This window comes from Streptomyces sp. NBC_00212 (assembly GCF_045206365.1).
Lineage (GTDB): Bacteria > Actinomycetota > Actinomycetes > Streptomycetales > Streptomycetaceae > Streptomyces.
On record NZ_CP108115.1, the window covers coordinates 1,118,975 to 1,137,747 of the forward strand.

Genomic DNA, 18,773 nt, shown 5'->3' on the forward strand with positions numbered 1-18,773 from the left:
ATGCGCAGCACGCAACTGAAGGTCCGTGTCGAGGCGGTCTGCCCCAACGCGGCGTACGACCGCATCAAGGACTACGCCCGCTACCCCGAACTCACCCCGGTCGTAAGGTCGGTGACGGTGCGTGAGATGACGGACGAGGAGATACACAGCGACTGGGAGGTGTACTTCCGCAACGGCATCCTGCGCTGGACGGAGACCGACCGGTTCGACGAGGCGAAGCTGCGGATCTCCTTCCGTCAACTGGAGGGCGATTTCGCCGAGTTCACCGGCACCTGGTCGGTGACGCCGGACGGCGAGGGGTGTCTGGTGGACTTCGCGGCCGAGTTCGACTTCGGCATTCCGAGCCTCGCGGGCATTCTCGACCCGGTCGCGGCGCGCGTCCTGAAGGAGACTATCGGCGTGGTCGTCACCAGCCTCTTCGAGCGGGCCCATGTGGTCGGCGACGACCCGGTGGCGCGCTCGGTCGCCCGGGCCTCCGGGGGCGCGGCCCACCGGGACCTTCCCGGAGCGGCCGCCTGATGGACGCCAAGAACCTCTTCGAGACGCCGGTGACCTGTCGCCTCGTCCGCCTTGAGTACGCGGTCGGGCTCGCGGTGGCCGCCGCGCTGCTCCTCGCCCACCTCGGCGAGGTGCGGTGGGGGGTGGCGGCCGGCCTGTTCGTGTACATCGACCTGGTCGGCTACGTCCCGGGGGCGATCGCCCAACACCACAGTTCCAACGGCCGTATCCCGCACGCCTATTACGTGCTCTACAACGTGATGCACAGCCTGGCCACGCAGACTCTGGTGGCGCTGGCCTGGATATGGCTGTTCGGCGCCGAGTGGGCGCTGCTCGCGCTGCCGATCCATCTGTTCGGCGACCGGGCGATCTTCGGGAACTTCCTCAAACCGTTCGGCGTGAGCTTCGAACCCGTGGCGCACCCCGCGTACCAGCGCTTCAGCGGCGAGTACGCGGCCGGAACCACGGGCCGGGAGCACCACGCGGTACGCCTCGACGCGAGGTCGTCATGACGGCGCCGGGGAGCGTGTCCACGCGTACGGGCTGGCGGTTCGCGTCGGGGGTGTCCGTGCTGACCTGCGGGGCGGCGGACCGGGCGCACGGGGTCACGGTCAGCACCCTGTCCGTGGCCTCGGTCCACCCGCCGATGGTCTCGGTGGCGCTGCGCCGGGGCAGCCGGGGGCTGGGGGCCCTGCTCACCGCGGGCCGCTTCGTGGTCAACGGCCTCTCGGTCCACCAGGCGCCGCTGGCACGGTACTTCGCCCGCAAGGACCGCAGCGAGGGGCTGGCCCTGTTCGGCCCCGAGGCCGAGTCGGCGTGGGAGACGTACACCGCCGACGGGGTGCCGCTGCTCGCCGGAACGGTCGGCCGCCTGGAGTGCCGGATCGAGCGGACCGTGCCCGTCGGTGACCACGAACTGCTCATCGCCCGCGTGGTCGGCTCGCACCTCGGCAGCGGCACTCCCCTGCTCAACATCGACACCAGGAGCTGATCCGATGACCGAGACCGAGAGCGCTCTCGGCGCGATTCCCGCCGAGGCCGACCGGGAGCGGGCGCCGTCCCTCGTGGACGGGGCCATGCGCCTTGAGCTGACGGCCGCCGACTGCGGCCTGCGGTACTGGCTGCGGGCCGTCCCGCAGGGCACGCTGCGCGGCCAGGTACTGGGCCACGCCGACGACGTCCGTCCGCTGGCGGTGACCAGCGAGCCGGGGCCGCTGAACGACGCCCTCACCCAGGAGCTGGCGTTCCGCTCGATCGCCGAGGAGAAGGCGACCCGCGCGATCTCCTACCTGGTGGCGCTCGCACCCGATGTCGACAGCATGGAGTTCTACGCCACCCAACTCCTGGACGAGGCACGGCATTCGATGGTGTTCCGCTCTCATCTGACCTCCCTTGGCGTGGCCGAGCGCGAGCTGTGGCCGACGGTGGAACGGCTGGCCGGCGCGGACCGCGAGGCCGTGCTGGCGCCGCTGGAAGGGCTCGGGCTGCGGGTGCTGCGCGACGAGAGCGACTTCATCGGGGGCGTGGTCGTCCTGACCATCCTGGTCGAGGGGGTGCTCGCGCCCGCGGCGGAGCTCAGCGAGCGCAAGTGGCGGATCTTCGACCCGGCGGCCGCCGACATCGAGCGGGGCGCGGCCATCGACGAGATCCGGCATCTCACGGTGGGCAGCTCGATCGCCCGCGAACACCTCCTCACCCACCCCGGTGACAAGCCCCGCATCCTCGAACTGATCGCGCGGGGGCGGGAGTTGTGGGGTTCGCTCCCCGCCACGGACATGATCTTCCGCCGCGAGTCCCTGTTCCAGGAGGGGCTGCGCAAACACGCCGAGCTGGCCGGCGACTACGAGATCTGGCCGGGCCGACGTCTGGTGGACACCGATGCCGAGGAACGCATGACGACCGCGCTCGGCTGGGCGGACGCCATGCAGCGCCGCCGCCTGGAGTACATGGGCCTGGAGGAGGCCCTTTGACGCCCCCCGCACCGTAGGCAAATGAGCGCGTTCTTCAGCGCGTTCGGGCCTGTTCCGCCAGGGCACGTACGACCGCCGCGGCGGCCACGGCGTGCCCTCGGCCGTTGAGCCGGCCCGGATGCGCACTCCACAGCCGCTTGACGTCGATGCCCTTCTCGTACGCCATCAGGTCGATGTGCAAGGCTCCATGACGGAGTGTCACCACCGTGACGCGCTCGACGAGAAGACGCTGACGAGTATGGATCCGGTCGCGCTGGGCGTCGGCCACCTGGCCGGAGCCGGACCAGTCGAAGGGGCTGACCACCGCGGCGTCCCGGCAGGTCGCCCCTTTCAACGAGGCCAGGATCCGGCTGAGTTCGGACTCCACCACATCGGGGTCGAAGCTCCGGGCCCGCAGATCGGGGCCGCCGCAGGCCAGTACCGCGAGGTCCGCCTCGAAGGCCAGCGCCTGCGCGAGCTGCCGGGACCGCACCTCGGACAGGACCAGATCACGCCGGGGGCGCAAGGACAGGCAGGCGAGTTCGGGCGGCCCGGCCTGCCTGAGCAGGCAGGCCACCCGCTCGGGCCAGGGTTTCGCCCGGTGGTCGCGGACCACGGCGACCGGCGCCGGGCCCGCCTCGCAGCCGCCGAACACCACGGCCCGCCGCCACGGCAGGCCCGCGAGCAACTCCTCGGCCTCGCCCGGTCGCAGAACGTGCGGATCAAGACCGTGCGGATCGGGACCGTGCGGATCGGGACCGTGCGGATCGGGACTGTTTGGATCGTGATCCTCCATGGCGTTACCTCGCTCATCACTCAACTGGTGCCCTCATCAAGGGAGTTGATCCGAGCAGCGTGCCCCGGCAGTTGTTCCTCGGCCCGCATGCGAACGATCTCTCCCCAGGGGACGGCCCCGCCGAACAACTCCTCCCCGGCCCCGTTCACGAGCCGCACCCGCACGTCGGCGGACCGGCGCCGGGCCGGGGTGCGGGCGAGCAGCCCGACCAGCTCCGCGGCGTTGCGCCGGACGAGCTCGGCCAGCACGGCCCGGTCCGCCGCCGCGATGAGCGCGTCGATCGCCGCGGGGTCGGTGGCCGCGGAATTGTCGAGCACCGGCGCCGCCGCCCCGTCCAGCACCTGTCGCGCGGTGTCCGCCAACAGGCGGTCACCGAGGGCGAGATGAGCGAGCGCCCGGTCCACTTCGCCCCCAGCACCGCCCCCCGCTTCGGCGCCGCTACCGATGCCGATCCGGGAGGCCATGGCACGGAACAGCCCGTCGTACGCCGACTCAAGGCCGGCCGTGTCCCACATGGCCTCGGGCTTCCGGAGCCGTGACGGCTCGGGCTCCCCCGTCCAGGAATCGGAGTCCGCGGCCGCCGGTCGCCCGGGATGAACCCGCCGAGGCACCCCCTCGCCCAGATCACCCAGCGCCAGCTCGACGAGACGTTGAACCTCCGATGGATCCAACTCGGCCAGATTTTCCACGAGTTCGGCGACTTCCGGCTTGCCTCCACAGCGCAGGAACTTGCGGCGGGCCAGTTCCTCATGGCCCGGCCCGTCCGTACTGCCCGCCGCACCCACGGCGGCGCGGCGCTCGGCCCGGAGCTCGCGGCCGTCGCGCAACCGTACGGTGACCCGGGCGCCCAGGTCCTTCGTCGCCCAGCGGAAGTCGTCCGCCGGGGCCAGCCAGTCCGGCGGCAGCGCGTCGACGGCTTCCCGGCCCGCCGACCCGGCCCAGCCTGCGGCCCGCCGCCCCGCGCGCCGCAGCGCCTGCCCCAGCGGGGCCGTGCCGAGCAGCGCCGCCCGGCTCAGCGCGGGGTCGTGGACGGTCCGCACCCTCGCGGCGAGCGCCCAGCGCTCCGGCCGGGCCACGTCGGGCGGCGCGAGGTCGGCGGGTTCCAGGGATCCGGTCAGCAGGGCGGTGGCCACGTTGTAGGGCACGGAGAAGTTGAGGGCGGCGACGCTGGAGCGGGGACCGATCGACTCCGAGCGGGTGAGCCGGTCTAGGCCGCTGGTGAAGAGCGAGCCCTCGACCACGACCTCCTCGATGTCGTCCACCCTCAACTCCCGCACTTCCGAGTGGAGTTGAGCCGCACAGTCGATTGCAGCGCTGAGGTAGGCGCTGCCGGGGTGGACCTTGTACGAGAGCGTCTGCGTGTACCAGAGCGTGCCGAGACCGCCCACCACCTCCTCGGGCAGCGACAGGGCGGCGAACCGGTGCAGGAAACCCTGGGGGTGTTCGAGGACGTCCGCCGGGCCGCTGAGCCCCGCGCGGGCGCCGTCGCAGGCGCCGAGGCCGATGCGTACCGGGACGGCGGCCGTGTACAGCTTGGCGTCGGTGGTGAGGAAGCCGCGTGGCAGCGTCCAGGTGGGGGTGGTGAAGGCGAGTCCCAGCGCGTTCACCCAGGTGTCGGCGCGGGCGCCCTCGGCGCGCAGCCGGCCTGCCACCGCACCCGCGAGGTGGGTGTGCCCGGCGGCCTGGCCCCGGAACGGGCCGAGCGTGGCGGCGGCGGTGATGCGTGCCGCGCATTCGTTGGCCGCCAGGATCGCGGTGGCGAGCCGCCGCCCGTCGAGGCCGAGCGGCCTGGCGTACACCAGGGGGACGTTGACGCAGGAGTGGGAGAGGTGGCCCGCGTACGCGGTGTCGTCGAAGTCCAGGCAGATGGTGGCCATGGCCAGGGAGTGCGCGGCGCGCTCGGGATCGTCCTGGAGGGGGCTCCCGTAGGCCTGGCCGATCTTGGCGCCGAGCGGGTGGCCGTATCCGGCGCGGGCGGCGGCGAGCTGGCTGAGCAGCTGGCTCCTGAGGTGGGCGACGACTCGGTCCGGGGCATCCCTGGCATCCAACTGGCTTGCCCAGGAGGCAAGTTGGGCCAGCAGCGGGGACTCGCTCATCGCTGCCTCCCTTCCATGGCGGCCTCGGGCCGCGCCGCCTCGGCCCGCTTCGGTGCACTGCCGCCACCTCGGCCGCGCAGGAGGACCAGCGCGCACAGGCCGCCGACGAGGGTGCCCGCGGCCGCGACCTCCGTCACCAGGTGCATGCCGTCGATGAAGACGGGGCCGACGGCATCCATGACGGTGCGGCGCATGTCGGGGGGCAGCGTCCCCGCCTGCGACAGGTCGCCGCCGCTGAGCTGGTCGTAGGCCCGGTCGCGGACCTGCTGCGGGAGGGGGGCCGCCGAGAGCGCTCCCGGCAGGGCGTCCCGCAGGTGGCGAAGGAGCAGCGCGCCGGCGAGCGCGACGCCGAAGACCGCGCCGACCTGCCGGAAGGTGTTGGAGATGCCGGATGCCGTGCCCGCCTGCTCGGGCGGGACCGAGCCGAGCAGGGCGACCGTGGCCGGGGCGCCGGTGAAGGAGACACCGACGCCGAGCAGTGCCAGGGCCCACCAGTAGCCGCCGAAGCCGGTGTCCACGTCCAGCGCGGTCAGGCCGTAGAGCCCGGCGGCCGACAGGACGGATCCGGCGACGATGGGCCACCGGGCCCCGGCCCGGGCCGCGACCACGCTCGCCGCGAACGAGGCGATCATGATGGGTACGGTCAGCGCGAGGAAGCGGACGCCGGTCTCCACACTGCTCAGCCCCTGGAGGCTCTGCAGCACGAGCGTCAGCAGGAAGATCGCGGCGAACAGGCCGAAGAGGCTGAGGAAGTTGACGGATCCGGCGACCGCGACGACCGGGCTGCGGAAGAGTTTCAGGGGGAGCATCGGGTCAGGCCGGCGCAGTTCCCAGAACACGAACAGCACAAGCGTCACCACGGAGAGCGCGAACGATCCGACGATGAGCGCCGAGGCCCAGCCCCTGCTGTTGCCCTCGATGAGCGCGTAGGCGAGGGCTGCGATCGCGACGATGAACAACGCCTGCCCCACCAGGTCGAGTTGGCGGGCGCGCGGGGCGCGGTTCTCGGTGAGCAGCCGGGCGAGCACGAGTGCGGCGAGCACGCCGATGGGCACGTTGATCCAGAAGATGCTCTGCCAGCCGACGTGGTCGACGAGCACTCCGCCGGCCACGGGACCGGCGGAGAGCGCGACCCCGCCGATGCCCGCCCAGATGCCGATGGCCTTGGCCCGGGCGGCCGGTTCGGGGTAGGCGGCGGAGACCAGGGCGAGCGACACCGGGATCATGACGGAGCCGCAGACGCCCTGGAGGGCCCGGCCCACGAGCAGCACGCCGATGGATCCGGCGAGCGCGCACATCACCGAGCTGAGGGTGAAGCCGACGAGACCGCCGAGGAAGAGCTTCTTGCGGCCGAGGACGTCCCCGAGGGTGCCCGAGGTGAGCAGCAGGCAGGCGAACGCGAGCGCGTAGGCATCCACGATCCACTGCAACTGGGTTATTCCTGCGGTGAGTTCGTGCTGGATGTCCGGCAGGGCCACGTTCACGATCGTGGCGTCGAGGTACACCATGAACACGCCGAAGCAGAGGAAGGCGAGCAGCAGCCCCTTCCTGGGGGCATGCGCCGCGCCGGCGCCGATGGTCTCGCTCATTGCGGATCCTCACATGAGGGGGTCCGGGGACGGTCTGGCACTCGCAACATAATGACCGACGGTCAGTCAGTCAATGCACAATGACTGGCGGTCAGTCACCATGAGGGTAGATTGGACCATGACCAACTCCCCGTGACCGGAGGCGAGTTCATGGCCGCCAGCAGCACCCCGAGCCGTCCGCGCCGCAAGCGGGTGACCAGGAGCCCCGAGGACCGCCGCACCGCGCTGCTGAGCGGCGCCGCCGAGGTCTTCCGCGAGAAGGGCTTCGCCGACGCCACCGTGGCCGAGCTCGCCGAGGCGGGCGAGGTCGCGAAAGGCACGTTCTACCTCTACTTCGACTCCAAGGACCATCTGCTCGGCGCGATGTGGGAGGAGTACGTCGACCGGTTCCTGGTGACCACCCGGGCGCTCCTCGACGAGGGCGGGGCCTGGTGGCCGACGCTCGACCGGCTGGTGCGCGCGCTGGTGGCGCACTCCGTCGAGAACGCCGAGCTGCACCGCGTCGTCTACCGCTCGGCGAACGCCAAGTCCCTTGATCTGTGCCGGAGTTCGAACCAGCGGGTCATCGACCTGATGGCGGAGTTCATCGGCCGCGGCGCACTCGCGGGCGCGTTCCGGGCCGGGGACATGGGGTTCGCCTGCCGCATGCTGTTCCACGGGGCGCACGGGCTGCTCGACGACCTGATCAGCAGCGCGGAGCCCATCAATGTCGAGGCGGTCACGGCCGCCGTCCTCGAACTGGCCCACCGCGGCCTGGGCGCGCCGGAGCCGACCGCCTGAGTCCGCCCCGTCCGCGGTCTCAGCCCGGTCTCAGCGAAATCTCAGCCCACCCCCGCAGGATCGGAACGTACGCGGAACGAGGCGTACGGGGAGAGGTACCCGAAGCGGCCCAACGGGGTTCCGGTGCTTTCCGGTCCGGGTGTGAAAGCCCCCGCAGGTTCGAATCCTGCCCTCTCCGCCACAGCCGAAGAGCCGCCTGTCGCGACGAGGTGCCCGCCGATGACTCCATCTCCCAAGTCCGTTCTGGTCGTGGCCAATCCGGCCGCGGGAACGAACACACCGGAGATGTCGGAGGCAGTCGTCCGGCGGATCGCGGGGGTCGGCGCGGCAGTCGAGCTGGCTGTGACCGAGCGGCCGGGCCATGCCCACGAGCTCGCCCTTGCGGTGGGCGAGCGGGGCGGCCCGGCCCTCGTGGTGTCCGTCGGCGGCGACGGCACCGCCCATGACCTCATGACCGGCCTGTACGAGAGCGCTCCCGCGGAGCGGCGAGTCCCCCTGCTGGTGCTCCCTTTCGGCACGGGCAACTCCTTCTACCGCGAGATCTGGTCCGACCGGCCCTGGCAGGAGGCCGTGGAGAGCGCGCTCTCGCGGCCGCGCGTGCGCCGGGTCGACCTGGCCCGCGTCGCCGAGACGGACGGTCTGGCGCTGCTCGGCGCCTCGTCCGGGCTCGCCGCCCAGACCCTGGTCACCGCGCGCTCCGTCGCCGACACGGGCCGGGCCCGCTACGAGGAGGCCCTGGCCCGCGCCGCCGAGGCGTTCCGCCCCTACCCGGGCCGGGTGACCGTCGACGGCGAGGTCGTCCACGCGGGGCCGACCGTGTCGGTCGGCGTGGGAGGCGGCCGCCACCGCGGCGGCCGGTTCATGCTGCTTCCGCGGTCCGTCCTGGACGACGGACTGCTCGACGTCTGCGTCGCGGGCACGGCCCTGCCTCTCCCCGAGCTCCTGCGGCTGTGCCGCGACGGCAGCCATGTGGGCGGCCCCGGCGTCGTGTACGCGCGGGGCCGTCGCGTGGTGGTGGAGCGCACCGACGGGGAGCCGCTCGTCTTCGAGTACGACGGCGATCTGCTCCCCGGCGCCGCCGCCCGCTACACCCTGGACGTAGACCCGCACGCGCTGCCGGTGCTCGCCCCGTAACCGGACTTCACCGCACCGAGCGTTTGCCCTGTCGCATTCCTCGCGCCGTCCCCGCCGCGCACCGACTCGCCCTGCCCGGTGGCGTCAAGAGCGGCGATGCGTTCGATGTCGGAGGTGGCGGGAGTGGTCATGGCCGCGCCTCCAGGACGATGTTGACCGGTGCGCTGTCCTCGGCGATGCGGCGGATGCGGGTGAATCCGGCGGCGGTGAGGACCTCGCGCAGCCGGGCCTCGCCCGCCATCGCGCCGAGTGCGGCCGCTCCCGGTCGGGCGAGCGACGAGGGCGTGCACACGAGGGTGGAGATGGCGTAGCCGACCCGGGCGTACGGGTTGGCGAAGTCGTCTTCGAAGCGGTCGGCGGCCAGTGGTTCGACGACCAGGACGGTGCCCTCCTCGGCCAGGGTGGCGCGGGCGTGGGCGGCGGCTCCCCGCGGGTCGCCCATGTCGTGCGGGGAGTCGGTGAAGGTGATCAGGTCGTAGCCGCCGCCGGGGTACGCGGCGGCGTCGGCGACCTCGAAGGCGACCCGGCTATCGAGCCCAGCCCTGGCCGCGGCCGACCTGGCATGGGCTATGGAGGCGTCGTCCGGATCGAAGCCCGTCACGCGGGATTTCGGCCACCGCTGGGCGATCAGGATCGAGGAGAGGCCTTGGCCGCAGCCGACATCGGCGACGGCGGCTCCTGCGTCGAGCTTCGCGACGATGCCGGCGGCGGCCGGGATCCACTCGGCGATCAGGCCGTGCACGTACGCGGGGCGGGTGAAGCGTTCCTGGGCGGCGCCGAGCGCGGGGTGGTGATCTCCCCAGCCCATGCCGCCGCCGGTCCGGAAGAACTCCTCGACGTGGTCGAGGTCCGCCCACAGCGCCTGGAGGCCCGGGAAGACACCGATCAGGGAGGTCGGTGCCGCGTCGTCCGCGAGGACGACGGCGTACGCGTCGGTGAGCGTGAAGCGGTCCGTGGCGGGGTCGTAGCCGAGGTATCCGGCCACGGCGACGCCGCGCAGCCATTCTCGGACGTACCGCTCGACCAGTCCCGTGCGGTCGGCGAGTTCGGCCGAGGTCAGCGGGCCGGCGCCCGCGAGGGTGCGGAAGAGGCCGAGCCGGTCGCCCAGGACGACCAGCGGGGCGGTGCAGTTGACGCCGAGGTCGCCGAAGACCGTGCCCACGGCCTCGCCGACCGAGGTGGTGTCCGGAGTGGTCATCTCGATCACCTTTTCGGGTTGTTGGTGACTCGTAGGCGTGAGAACGCTCCTCACAAGCTGTGGGACCGGCGCTCACAGCTGCCAGTGGACCGGTCGCTCGGGGCGGTAGGAGCAGGCCACCGACGCGGACAGGTGCCGGCCCAGTTCGGGGTGTTCCCGCTCGATCCTGTGCATGGCATCCCGGATCCGGGCCGTGACCGTGGTGCGGGCGCGCTCTCCGGGATCCCCGAGCCGCCGTCGGCGTCCACCGAGGCCGTACGCCCTGCGCAGCTCCGCGATCAGCTCGTCGCGCTCGTCCTCGGCGCGGCCGAGCCGGGAGAAGTCGCCGCCGGCGCGGGCGTCGGTGATCTCCTCGTCGAGGCGGTCCAGACGGGCCCGGTAGGCGGCGCGCGCCCGGTCGTCCGCCACCTCGTCGCTTCCGGCGGGCGGCGCGTCCTCGCCGGTCAGCAGGCGGGGTGCGGGGATCTCGCAGCCGGGGCAGGACAGCAGCAGCGCCAGGTCGTGCAGTCCCTTGGCGTCCTTGAGGATCACCGTGCGCCCCTGGTAGGCAAGTGTCCACAGCTGTCCGTCCAGGCGGAACACGTGGCTGGTGTCCGCCCGCGCGAGTGCGGCGCGGGCCCGGTCGGACAGCCAGCCGACTGCTCCTCGGCCGCTGTCAGTGCCTGGGAGAGCAGCAGTCGGCCGCGCTCGCCCGCGGGGTCGTGTGCCAGCAGGAGGCGGCCGAGTTCGAGCCGGGCGCGGGCCGCGATGGGCCGGGCGCCGAGCCGGTCGGCGGCCACCAGGGCGTCCTCAAGGTGCGCTGCGGCCTTCGGTCCGGTGCCGGCCAGGCCCAGGTAGAGCGCCACCGGGGCGAGGACGGCGACGCCGCCGCCGATCACGACGGTCTCCTGCTCGTACGGCAGCAGCCGCCGGTAGCGGTCCTCGCACACCTCCGGAACGCCGACCGCGACCGCGATCTCCACGTCGAAGGCCATGCCCGCCAGGGCCCGCCACCGGACCGCGACAGCTCCTCGGCCGCGGGCAGGGCCCGCAGGACGGCCGCCGCCGCCTCGGGCCGGCCGGCCGCGAGGTAGGCGAAGCAGCGCCCGTGCGGCAGGAACTCCGGCGGCAGCCCGGCTTCGCCGCATTCGTTCAGGACGGCCGAGACTCCGCTCGGTCCCTCCCGGGCCATCGCGACCGCGATCCGCTGGGTCGCGGTCACCCCGGACCCGTCCGGTTCGCCGATCGCCTCGGCCAGCTCCGCCGCCTCGTCGGACAGGCGGGCGCCCTCCAGGAACCGGCCCTCCAGCAGTGCCCAGGCGGCCTCGCGCGAGCGCACCAGGTAGCGGGCGCGCGGCAGCCGGGACCGCTCTGCCACGTCGGCCGCCTGGCGCAGCGCGGCCGCCGCGGCGGGGTCGGCGAGTTCCAGCAGCGCCACGAACCGGCACAGCAAGCCCTCGAACTCCAAGGCCGCGTTGCCGGCGTCCACCGCGGCCGCCACCATCTCCTCGGCCAGTGCCAGCCGGCGCCGTGCCGTGCCCGGCGCCCACTCGACATCGTGCTGAGCGAACAGCGCGGTGGCGAGGGCATGGGGATCACCGGCGGTACGGGCGATCTCCGCCGCCTGCCGGGCATGCTCCTGGGCTCGGCCCACGTCCCGCTCCGGGCCGTCGGCCAGCTCCCGCGCCAGTGCGGCGAGCACCTCGGCGTGCGGTGCCGCCGGGGGGCCGCCGCGCAGAGCCGCTTCCGCCCGCTCCAGCCAACCGACCACCGCGCGCCGTGAGTCGCCGCTGCGGACGCCCGCCCGGTGCAGGCCAAGGGCTGCTGCCGCCAGCATCTCCGGCCGCGCGTGCGCCTGGGCGGCGACCTCGGCGAACCCGCGCGCGGCCGAATCCCTCGATCCGGCGTACAGCTCGGCCTCGGCCAGCGCGGCACGCAGCCGGAGCCGTCCGGGATCGTGCGGGACCGTGAGCCGGACGGCCTGCCGCCACCAGCGGGCGGCCTCCTCGTACGCCAGCTGGGACAGCGCTTCCTCGGCCGCCCGTACGGCGTGGCCGATCGCCGGTTCGGTGGGGCCGAACGGCAGCGCCTGCGCGTAGTGCCAGGCCAGCTCGGCGGGGTGGCCGGTGTCCTCCAGCGTTCGTGCGACGGCGAGATGGGTGCGGGCGCGCCGAGCCGGATCGAGCTCGGCCATCAGCTCCTCGCGGAAGAGGTCGTGCACGAACCGGTAGCCGTCGGGGCCGTCGCGGGTGACGATCCGCGCGTCCACCGCGGGCTCCAGCAGGCCCGGTACCTCGGTGGCCGGAACGGCCGCGACGGCGGCCAACTGGAGGATCGCGCACCTACGGCCCAGCACCGCGGCGGTGCCCAGCAGGCGGGCCGTCCGATCCGGCAGCCGGGCCAGGCGCCGGGCCACCGTCTGGCTGATGGCGACCGGGACCGCCCCGCTGTCACCGCCCGCGGCGCGCAGCCGCGCGATCTGCTGGACGAAGAAGGGATTGCCCCCGGTGCGGCGCTGCACGGCGGCGGCCGTATCCGCTCCGGCCCGCTGGCCGAACCGGTCCAGGAGCACGGCCACCTCCGGCGCCGCGAGACCGCCGAGCACGACCGCCTCGGCGTCCGGCAGCAAGAGCAGCGGGTGATCGTGCGCGAGCTCGACGTCGCGGTAGGTGCCGACCAGGAGCAATGGCTCGTGCCTCGCCCGGCGGCCCAGGTGGCCGAGCAGCAGCACCGAGGCGGCGTCGGCCCACTGCACAGCACCGCGACCAGCGGCCGGCCGCCGTGCAGCAGCAGCAGTTCCGCGATCCCCTCGAACAGGGCCGGCCGGGAGTCCTCCCCGCCGCCTTGTGCTCGCGCGCCCGCGCCTTCGACGAGCGGCTCCGCCCGCCCCGTGACCGTGTGGACGATCTGCTGCCAGGGCCAGAGACCGGGCGCGGTGCCCCCGTCCTCACAGGTACCCCACGCCACCGTCACGCCGAGACTTCGCGCGTAGCTCATGACTTCGGCGGCGAGCGCCGTCTTCCCGATGCCCGGCTCCCCCGCCAGCAGCACCAGGCCGCCAGTCCCGCCGACAGCCGCGTCCACCTGACGGCACAGCGACGTCAGCAGCGCGGACCGGCCGACAAGCTGCGACTTCACCTGCGCGCCCACAACGGAATTCTCCCACCGGGCACGGCTCGCCACGCGTTCCCGCGGACTCCACGGCCACCTGCCCCGAGCCCGCCCGCCGAGCAGAGCCCGAGAGGCGGCTGAGGCATCGCCCGTACCGTGGCTCCGGACGCACGAAAGGCCGTCCTCTCATTCATGAGAGAACGGCCTCCGACGTGCGTAAAACACAGTCGGGACGACAGGATTTGAACCTGCGACCCCTTGACCCCCAGTCAAGTGCGCTACCAAGCTGCGCCACGTCCCGATGCCCGTCTGACCTGGGGTTTCCCCCCGGCCGTTCGTGCATGAGAACAATACCGCACTTCCCCGGGTGGTCACGAACCGCTTTCCCGGGGCGCGCAGGGCGACACTCGGCGGGGGCCGCCGGCCGCCGGCCCCCGCTCAGTCGGCCGCGTGCCGCTGCCCCCGCTCGAAGTACGCCACGAGGTCGGGGTCGAGCCGGGGCACCTCGCGCGGGGTGCCGCCGGCCCGGAGCGAGGCCGTGGCCTGGTAGCCCGCCGCGACCGCCATCCGGGCCGCGACCGGCGAGGTGTCGGTGACGCCCCCGTCGCGCACGAAGCGCAGGAACTCGTCGATGATCAGCGGGTCCGCGCCGGCGTGCCCCTGGTCCTCCTCGGCCTTGGGGATGTCGTACGTCTCGTCGGGCTCGGCGCGGTACTCGGAGCGCCGGGAATTCCACACCTTCACCTGGCCGCCGGGGCCGTCGCCGAAGTTCTCCAGGCGGCCCGCGTCGCCGATGACCGTGTAGTTGCGCCAGTAGTCGGGCGTGAAGTGGCACTGCTGGTAGGAGGCGAGGACACCGTTGTCGAGGCGCATGTTGAGCAGCGAGACGTCCTCGATGTCGATGACCGGGTTGAGCGCGCGCTGGGTGTGCGGCGGCCAGTGGCCGTCCTCGGTGTACCAGTCCTCGGTCTTGGGCTCGCCAGGGGCGCGGCGGTGCGGGTTGTCCCCGTACACCATCAGATCGCCCATGGCCTGGACGTCGCGCGTGTAGCCGCCGGACAGCCAGTGCAGTACGTCGATGTCGTGCGCGGCCTTCTGCAGGAGGAGGCCGGTGGTGTACTGGCGCTCGGCGTGCCAGTCCTTGAAGTACCAGTCGCCGCCGTAGCCCACGAAGTGGCGCACCCAGACCGTCTTGACGGTGCCGATGGCGCCCCGCCGGATCAGGTCGCGCATCATCCGGACGACGGGCATGTGCCGCATGTTGTGGCCCACGTACAGCCGGGTACCGGTATCGCGCGCGGTCCGGAGGATCTCGTCGCAGCGCTCGACCGTGATGTCCAGGGGTTTCTCGACGAAGGCCGGCTTCCCGGCGTGCAGCGCCGCGCAGGCGAGGTCGGCGTGGGTGTGGTCGGGGGTGAGGACGAGCACGGCGTCGAGGTCCGGGGCCTCGATGACCTTGCGGTGGTCGGTCGTGACGAGCGCGCCGGGGAAGGCCGCGGCGGCCGCCTCGCGGGCCCGGGGGTCGGGGTCCGCGACGGCGGCGACCACAGCGCCGCGACCGGGCCGGTGTGCGGTGCGCGCGATGGTGCCGCGCATGCCGTATCCGATGACACCGATACGGAGGTCGGTCATGTCAACTTCCTTCACGTCGGGCGGTGTTGCGGTGGGGCGGTCGGTGGAGCCGCGGGACGGCCGGGCCACGCCGGTGCGCGGGACGCACCGACCGGCGGGCACGGTCGTCGAGTGGCATGCTGCGCATTGTTCTCGATGTCGGTGCCCACGGCAGGTACATCGCGGCAGCCGCCTGTTCGTGCCGATCGCCGGGCGGGCGTCCGCCCGGCCCATGGGGTGGCCGGATTCCTCACCACTTCCCCCCACCTCAGGGGCCGCGAGTGCCCGTGCGGCAGCGGCGGCCGCTCGGACACCCCCCGTTTCGCGTCGGCGGCCGGTGTCCGGATGCGGGCGCTCGTCGGCCGGACCGTGTCGGTGCCGAACGCTCCCGACCAGGGCGACGTCCGATTCCGCATCGCACGCTCCGACCCGCTTCCCGCACCCCTTGCGCACACCGTGTGCGCCGGGCCGCACCCCAACGCGCCGCCCCCGAACGCAACCGTAAGCGTGACGGAGAGGTATCGGTGCCTCTTTCAGAACCGATCAACTCCCGTACAAGGAGGGGGAGTTATGGATCAAGACAGTCGGCCGGAGACTCCGTCGCGGACTCGTGCCGGGCCGTCCGTGTTCCGCGCCGCCCGGCGCGCCGAGATCCGAGGCCGCTGCCACTGCCGCCGCTCCGAGATCCGCCATGCCGTACGCCGCGCGGAAGACCGCCAGGTCAGCGCCGCGATCGAGAGAATCGCGCGCCCCTCTCCACAGGCCGCTCAACCCCGGCGCGGCCGGCCCAACTCCCGTACTTCACCGACTGGTTCGCCACCCGACGCCACCCCAGCGCGGCGAAGACGTCGGCCGGTCTGGCACTGCGGGCCTCCATCGTTCACCCACATGCAGGAAGGGAAGGTCGATTTCGTCGATGTCGAAGCGAATCGGTTCTGCACTTGTCCCCGGATGTCACGACCGTGCCCATCTGATTCCGCTTCCTGACCCTGAGTGCCACATGCCCACGAAACCTTTGCCGTGGGCATGTGGCAGAAAGATGTGTGAAGGGGATGCAATCGACTGGGACCGAACGGGCCGGCCCGCACACAACACATCGCCATTCAAACGTCAACACGCCTGATTCCGGCCAAAGTTGACGACGAATGTTGTACGAACCGAAGGTGATCCACAGCATTGAGGAGGTCGGCCTCTTCGGGACGGGACCACTGCCGATGCACCACCTGCCGGGGCCTCCCGCGGCAGGCGTTTCGCGGAGGAGGGCTCGCGGATGGACGCATACTTCAACAGCCGACTGCACCAACAACTCAGGGAAGACGTACGGCACTTCGCGGAACGCGAGGTCCGGCCGCGGATCGCCGAGATGGAAACGGCCCGCACCGTCCAGCACGAGCTGTCGCGGCTGATCGCCCGGCAGGGCTGGATAGGAGCCACCGTGAGCCCCGCCTACGGCGGTATGGGGGTGGGGCACCTCGGCAAGACGATCATCATCGAGGAGCTGTCCCGGGTGAGCGGCGCGATGGGCGCCATGGTGCAGGCCTCCCAGCTCGGCGTCGCCAAGATCGTCCACTTCGGCAGCGAGGAGCAGAAGAAGAGCTGGCTCCCGGCCGTTTCCGCAGGCGAATGCCTGCCGACGATCGCGGTCACCGAGCCGGAGTCGGGCGGTCATGTCCTTGGAATGGCGGCGAGCGCGGTCCGCGACGGCGACGACTACGTACTCAATGGCCGAAAAGTGTACGTCGGCAACAGTCACGTCGGTGATCTCCACGGGGTGGTCCTGCGTACCGGACCGGGCTCGAAGGGACTTTCGGCCTTCCTTGTGGAGTCGGACCGGCCGGGCTTCTCGCTGGGCGAGCACCGCGAGTCGATGGGCCTGCACGGCTTCAGCTTCGGTGAGGTCCACTTCCACGACTGCCGTGTCCCCGTGGGCAACCGGCTCGGCGAGGAGGGCGACGGGCTCGCTGTCGCGTACTCCTCCAGCGTCCTCTACGGGCGGGCCAACCTCACCGCCGTGTCGCTCGGCATCCACCAGGCGATCCTTGAGGAGACCACCAGGTTCTGCACGGAGCGGATCCGCTACGGCAAGCCGCTGCATGAACTCCCCAACATCAAAATCAAGTTGGGGCAGTTGAAGTCCCGTCTGATGACGGCCCGGCTCGTCGCCTACCACGCGGTCCATCTGCTCGACCAGGGGCTGCCCTGCGACGCGGAGCTCATGAACGCGAAGGTCGTCAACGTCGAGTCGACGCTGGACTCCGCGCGCAACGCCATGGAGATCCATGCGGCGGCCGGGCTGTTCACCGACCGCCCCATCGAGCGCTATCTGCGCGACGCCCACCACATCTTCGCTCCGGCCGGCACCTCGGACGTCCAGTTACTGAGGCTGGCCGAGGTGGCTCTTGGCACGGCGAAGGGCCAGTGGTCGCAGCAGCTCTCCGAGCTGGTGCGGATGGAGGAGCTGGCCGCGGCCCACTGACCGTGCGTGCACCGCGAGGGCGGCTCAGATACGGCCGTCCTCGCGCCGGTGGATCTGCTCGACGAGCTCCGCCGCCATGGACTTGATGGTCTCCAGGCCGGCCCGCCCCCAGGGCCTCGGCTCGGTGTCCACGACGCAGATCGTGCCGAGCGCGATGCCCGTACGGTCGATGAGCGGCGCCCCCAGATAGGAGCGGATGCCGATCTCGTCCACGACCGGGTTGCCCGCGAAGCGCGGGTAATCGCACACGTCCTCCAGGACCAGCGCCTTGCGGCGGACGACGACGTGCGGGCAGTACCCGTGGTCGCGGGCCATGATCCGGCTCACCCCACCGGACGCGGCGGCCAGGTCCGAGCCGGTGTGGGCGCCGTTCGGGGTGTGCAGGCCGGCGAAGAACTGCTGGTTCTCGTCGATGAAGTTGACCATCGAGAAGGGCGCCTCGGTCACCTCGGCGAGCTTGCGCGCGAACTCGTCGAAGGCCGGGTCGGGCCACTCCCCCATGCCCAGCTGCCGCAGCCGCTGGACGCGGACCGGCGCCTCCCGGTCGACGGGGGTGAGCAGGAGGTGTCCGGTCGGGTCGTACGTCATGTCAAGCTCCATGGCTGGTGGCTGCCGGGATGGTGGCGAGCAGATGCTGGACCAGGGTGACCAGCGTCCGGATGCCGGAGCTGCCGATGCGGGCGTCGCACAGCACGACGGGAACCTCGGGCTTGAGGTCTATGGCGGCCCGCACCTCCTCCGGGTCGTAGCGGTACGAACCGTCGAACTCGTTGACGGCGACGAGGAATCCGATCCCCCGCCGCTCGAAGAAGTCGACGGCGGAGAAGCATTCGTCGAGCCGCCGGGTGTCGGCGATGATCACCGCGCCCAGGGCCCCCTCGGACAGCTCGTCCCACATGAACCAGAAGCGTTCCTGCCCGGGCGTGCCGAACAGATAGAGCACGTGGTGGTCGTCCAGGGTGATGCGGCCGAAGTCCATGGCGACCGTGGTGGTCGTCTTGGACTCGACCCCTTCGAGGCTGTCGTGGGCGACGCTGACCGTGGTGAGGAGCTCTTCGGTGGAGAGCGGTTCGATCTCGCTGACCGCCCCGACGAAGGTGGTCTTGCCGACCCCGAACCCTCCCGCGACGAGGATTTTCAGCGCGGTGGGGAACTGGTCGACGGCGTCCCCGTCGGGCAGGGCGTCAAAGCCGTCGTCGTAGGCCATCGAGCACTGCCTCCAGCAGGGATCGGTCGGTGGGTGTGTGGTGGAAGCGGGGGGCGCGTGCGGTCACCGCCCCGCAGTCCACCAGGTCGGAAAGGAGCACTTTGGTGACGACGGCCGGCAGCCGCAAGTGTGCCGAGATCTCCGCCACCGAGGTGGGCCCCTTGCACAGGCCGAGGGCCTGCGAGTGCTCGGGGCCCAGGTGCGTCTGGGGGATCGTTCCGGTGGCCATCACCTGCGAGAGCAGGTCCAGGGTCGCGGTCGGCCGGGTGCGGCCGTTGCTCACCGTGTAGGGGCGGATCAGCCGCCCGGCCGCGTCGTCGAGCCACGGCCCGTCCTGCGGGGCCGCCAC

At 72.1% G+C, this 18,773-nt stretch carries 18 protein-coding genes, 2 tRNA genes and 1 pseudogene; 8 read left to right on the forward strand and 13 right to left on the reverse strand.

Translation table 11 applies throughout. The annotated features are described in order from the left end of the window. Genes OHA17_RS05190 through OHA17_RS05205 form a run of 4 tightly spaced genes read left to right on the forward strand, consistent with a single transcriptional unit; the run spans position 1 to position 2,468 of the window. On the forward strand, positions 1 to 519 hold the full coding sequence (locus OHA17_RS05190; protein ID WP_406504457.1) for a type II toxin-antitoxin system RatA family toxin: 519 nt from the start codon (positions 1 to 3) through the stop codon (positions 517 to 519). After that, a complete protein-coding gene (locus OHA17_RS05195) occupies positions 519 to 1,010 on the forward strand; it encodes a hypothetical protein (protein ID WP_406504459.1) in 492 nt (163 codons plus the stop codon). The genes OHA17_RS05190 and OHA17_RS05195 overlap by 1 nt, the downstream gene beginning before the upstream one ends. A 14-nt stretch (positions 1,011 to 1,024) precedes the next feature. Then, positions 1,025 to 1,489, forward strand: a complete 465-nt coding sequence (locus OHA17_RS05200; RefSeq protein ID WP_406504460.1) for a flavin reductase family protein — start codon at positions 1,025 to 1,027, stop codon at positions 1,487 to 1,489. A 4-nt stretch (positions 1,490 to 1,493) separates the two neighbouring features. After that, on the forward strand, positions 1,494 to 2,468 hold the full coding sequence (locus OHA17_RS05205; protein WP_406504462.1) for a VlmB-like protein: 975 nt from the start codon (positions 1,494 to 1,496) through the stop codon (positions 2,466 to 2,468). 34 nt (positions 2,469 to 2,502) lie between these two features. Here OHA17_RS05205 and OHA17_RS05210 read toward each other — a convergent pair whose 3' ends face one another. The 3 genes from OHA17_RS05210 to OHA17_RS05220 are packed head-to-tail and all read right to left on the reverse strand — an operon-like array spanning position 2,503 to position 6,928. Next, the gene (locus OHA17_RS05210; RefSeq protein ID WP_406504464.1) at positions 2,503 to 3,243 is read right to left on the reverse strand and encodes a hypothetical protein; all 741 of its coding nucleotides are present in this window, start codon (positions 3,241 to 3,243) and stop codon (positions 2,503 to 2,505) included. Between the two features lie 20 nt (positions 3,244 to 3,263). Beyond that, a complete protein-coding gene (locus OHA17_RS05215; RefSeq protein WP_406504466.1) occupies positions 3,264 to 5,339 on the reverse strand; it encodes an MmgE/PrpD family protein in 2,076 nt (691 codons plus the stop codon). Beyond that, positions 5,336 to 6,928 carry an MFS transporter gene (locus OHA17_RS05220; RefSeq protein ID WP_406504468.1) on the reverse strand — a complete coding sequence of 531 codons (1,593 nt, stop codon included), beginning with the start codon at positions 6,926 to 6,928 and terminating at the stop codon, positions 5,336 to 5,338. The genes OHA17_RS05215 and OHA17_RS05220 overlap by 4 nt, the downstream gene beginning before the upstream one ends. Before the next feature lie 150 nt (positions 6,929 to 7,078). Between OHA17_RS05220 and OHA17_RS05225 the strand changes: the two genes are divergently transcribed. The 3 genes from OHA17_RS05225 (at position 7,079) to OHA17_RS05235 (ending at position 8,842) form a co-directional block, all read left to right on the forward strand. Continuing rightward, positions 7,079 to 7,708, forward strand: coding sequence for a TetR/AcrR family transcriptional regulator (locus tag OHA17_RS05225; protein ID WP_406504469.1), 630 nt, complete (start codon positions 7,079 to 7,081; stop codon positions 7,706 to 7,708). 89 nt (positions 7,709 to 7,797) lie between these two features. Then, positions 7,798 to 7,889 (forward strand) — tRNA-OTHER (locus OHA17_RS05230). A 38-nt stretch (positions 7,890 to 7,927) separates the two neighbouring features. Beyond that, entirely contained in the window at positions 7,928 to 8,842 is a 915-nt protein-coding gene (locus OHA17_RS05235; RefSeq protein ID WP_406504471.1) for a diacylglycerol/lipid kinase family protein, read from the forward strand. A gap of 127 nt (positions 8,843 to 8,969) precedes the next feature. On the opposite strand, the gene OHA17_RS05240 is transcribed toward OHA17_RS05235, so the two are convergent. From OHA17_RS05240 to OHA17_RS05270, 7 genes and pseudogenes are all read right to left on the reverse strand, one after another. Continuing rightward, on the reverse strand, positions 8,970 to 10,040 hold the full coding sequence (locus OHA17_RS05240) for a methyltransferase domain-containing protein (RefSeq protein WP_406504473.1): 1,071 nt from the start codon (positions 10,038 to 10,040) through the stop codon (positions 8,970 to 8,972). 72 nt (positions 10,041 to 10,112) lie between these two features. After that, the gene (locus OHA17_RS05245; RefSeq protein WP_406504475.1) at positions 10,113 to 10,571 is read right to left on the reverse strand and encodes a hypothetical protein; all 459 of its coding nucleotides are present in this window, start codon (positions 10,569 to 10,571) and stop codon (positions 10,113 to 10,115) included. Further along, complete coding sequence (locus OHA17_RS05250; protein ID WP_406504477.1) at positions 10,568 to 11,014, reverse strand: hypothetical protein; 447 nt, start codon at positions 11,012 to 11,014, stop codon at positions 10,568 to 10,570. Before OHA17_RS05250 ends, OHA17_RS05245 begins: the two co-directional genes overlap by 4 nt. Then, positions 10,915 to 12,774 carry an ATP-binding protein gene (locus tag OHA17_RS05255; protein WP_406510943.1) on the reverse strand — a complete coding sequence of 620 codons (1,860 nt, stop codon included), beginning with the start codon at positions 12,772 to 12,774 and terminating at the stop codon, positions 10,915 to 10,917. Before OHA17_RS05255 ends, OHA17_RS05250 begins: the two co-directional genes overlap by 100 nt. A gap of 14 nt (positions 12,775 to 12,788) precedes the next feature. Then, positions 12,789 to 13,202 (reverse strand): annotated as a pseudogene (locus tag OHA17_RS05260) (AAA family ATPase); the annotation flags it as partial. A 155-nt stretch (positions 13,203 to 13,357) separates the two neighbouring features. Continuing rightward, positions 13,358 to 13,431 (reverse strand) — tRNA-Pro (locus OHA17_RS05265). 137 nt (positions 13,432 to 13,568) lie between these two features. After that, the gene (locus OHA17_RS05270; protein ID WP_406504479.1) at positions 13,569 to 14,762 is read right to left on the reverse strand and encodes a Gfo/Idh/MocA family oxidoreductase; all 1,194 of its coding nucleotides are present in this window, start codon (positions 14,760 to 14,762) and stop codon (positions 13,569 to 13,571) included. A 1,249-nt stretch (positions 14,763 to 16,011) separates the two neighbouring features. On the opposite strand from OHA17_RS05270, the gene OHA17_RS05275 reads away from it, so the two are divergent. Next, entirely contained in the window at positions 16,012 to 17,217 is a 1,206-nt protein-coding gene (locus OHA17_RS05275; protein WP_406504480.1) for an acyl-CoA dehydrogenase family protein, read from the forward strand. A gap of 24 nt (positions 17,218 to 17,241) precedes the next feature. Here the strand turns inward: OHA17_RS05275 and OHA17_RS05280 are convergent, their stop codons facing one another. From OHA17_RS05280 to OHA17_RS05290, 3 genes are read right to left on the reverse strand one after another with little or no spacing between them, the layout of a single operon-like run. Next, a complete protein-coding gene (locus tag OHA17_RS05280) occupies positions 17,242 to 17,805 on the reverse strand; it encodes a GAF domain-containing protein (RefSeq protein ID WP_053730981.1) in 564 nt (187 codons plus the stop codon). 1 nt (position 17,806) lies between these two features. Then, entirely contained in the window at positions 17,807 to 18,424 is a 618-nt protein-coding gene (locus tag OHA17_RS05285) for a GTP-binding protein (RefSeq protein ID WP_406504482.1), read from the reverse strand. After that, on the reverse strand, positions 18,402 to 18,773 hold the full coding sequence (locus OHA17_RS05290; protein WP_053730983.1) for a DUF742 domain-containing protein: 372 nt from the start codon (positions 18,771 to 18,773) through the stop codon (positions 18,402 to 18,404). Before OHA17_RS05290 ends, OHA17_RS05285 begins: the two co-directional genes overlap by 23 nt.

What these genes read in the sequence shown, in the direction of transcription:
- OHA17_RS05215 (WP_406504466.1), bottom strand. Translation starts at nt 5,339, where the DNA reads ATGAGCGAGTCCCCGCTGCTGGCCCAACTTGCCTCCTGGGCAAGCCAG.
- OHA17_RS05220 (WP_406504468.1), bottom strand. Translation starts at nt 6,928, where the DNA reads ATGAGCGAGACCATCGGCGCCGGCGCGGCGCATGCCCCCAGGAAGGGG.
- OHA17_RS05210 (WP_406504464.1), bottom strand. Translation starts at nt 3,243, where the DNA reads ATGGAGGATCACGATCCAAACAGTCCCGATCCGCACGGTCCCGATCCG.
- OHA17_RS05270 (WP_406504479.1), bottom strand. Translation starts at nt 14,762, where the DNA reads ATGACCGACCTCCGTATCGGTGTCATCGGATACGGCATGCGCGGCACC.
- OHA17_RS05205 (WP_406504462.1), top strand. Translation starts at nt 1,494, where the DNA reads ATGACCGAGACCGAGAGCGCTCTCGGCGCGATTCCCGCCGAGGCCGAC.
- OHA17_RS05280 (WP_053730981.1), bottom strand. Translation starts at nt 17,805, where the DNA reads ATGACGTACGACCCGACCGGACACCTCCTGCTCACCCCCGTCGACCGG.
- OHA17_RS05275 (WP_406504480.1), top strand. Translation starts at nt 16,012, where the DNA reads ATGGACGCATACTTCAACAGCCGACTGCACCAACAACTCAGGGAAGAC.
- OHA17_RS05285 (WP_406504482.1), bottom strand. Translation starts at nt 18,424, where the DNA reads ATGGCCTACGACGACGGCTTTGACGCCCTGCCCGACGGGGACGCCGTC.
- OHA17_RS05240 (WP_406504473.1), bottom strand. Translation starts at nt 10,040, where the DNA reads ATGACCACTCCGGACACCACCTCGGTCGGCGAGGCCGTGGGCACGGTC.
- OHA17_RS05225 (WP_406504469.1), top strand. Translation starts at nt 7,079, where the DNA reads ATGGCCGCCAGCAGCACCCCGAGCCGTCCGCGCCGCAAGCGGGTGACC.
- OHA17_RS05195 (WP_406504459.1), top strand. Translation starts at nt 519, where the DNA reads ATGGACGCCAAGAACCTCTTCGAGACGCCGGTGACCTGTCGCCTCGTC.
- OHA17_RS05190 (WP_406504457.1), top strand. Translation starts at nt 1, where the DNA reads ATGCGCAGCACGCAACTGAAGGTCCGTGTCGAGGCGGTCTGCCCCAAC.
- OHA17_RS05235 (WP_406504471.1), top strand. Translation starts at nt 7,928, where the DNA reads ATGACTCCATCTCCCAAGTCCGTTCTGGTCGTGGCCAATCCGGCCGCG.
- OHA17_RS05250 (WP_406504477.1), bottom strand. Translation starts at nt 11,014, where the DNA reads ATGGCCTTCGACGTGGAGATCGCGGTCGCGGTCGGCGTTCCGGAGGTG.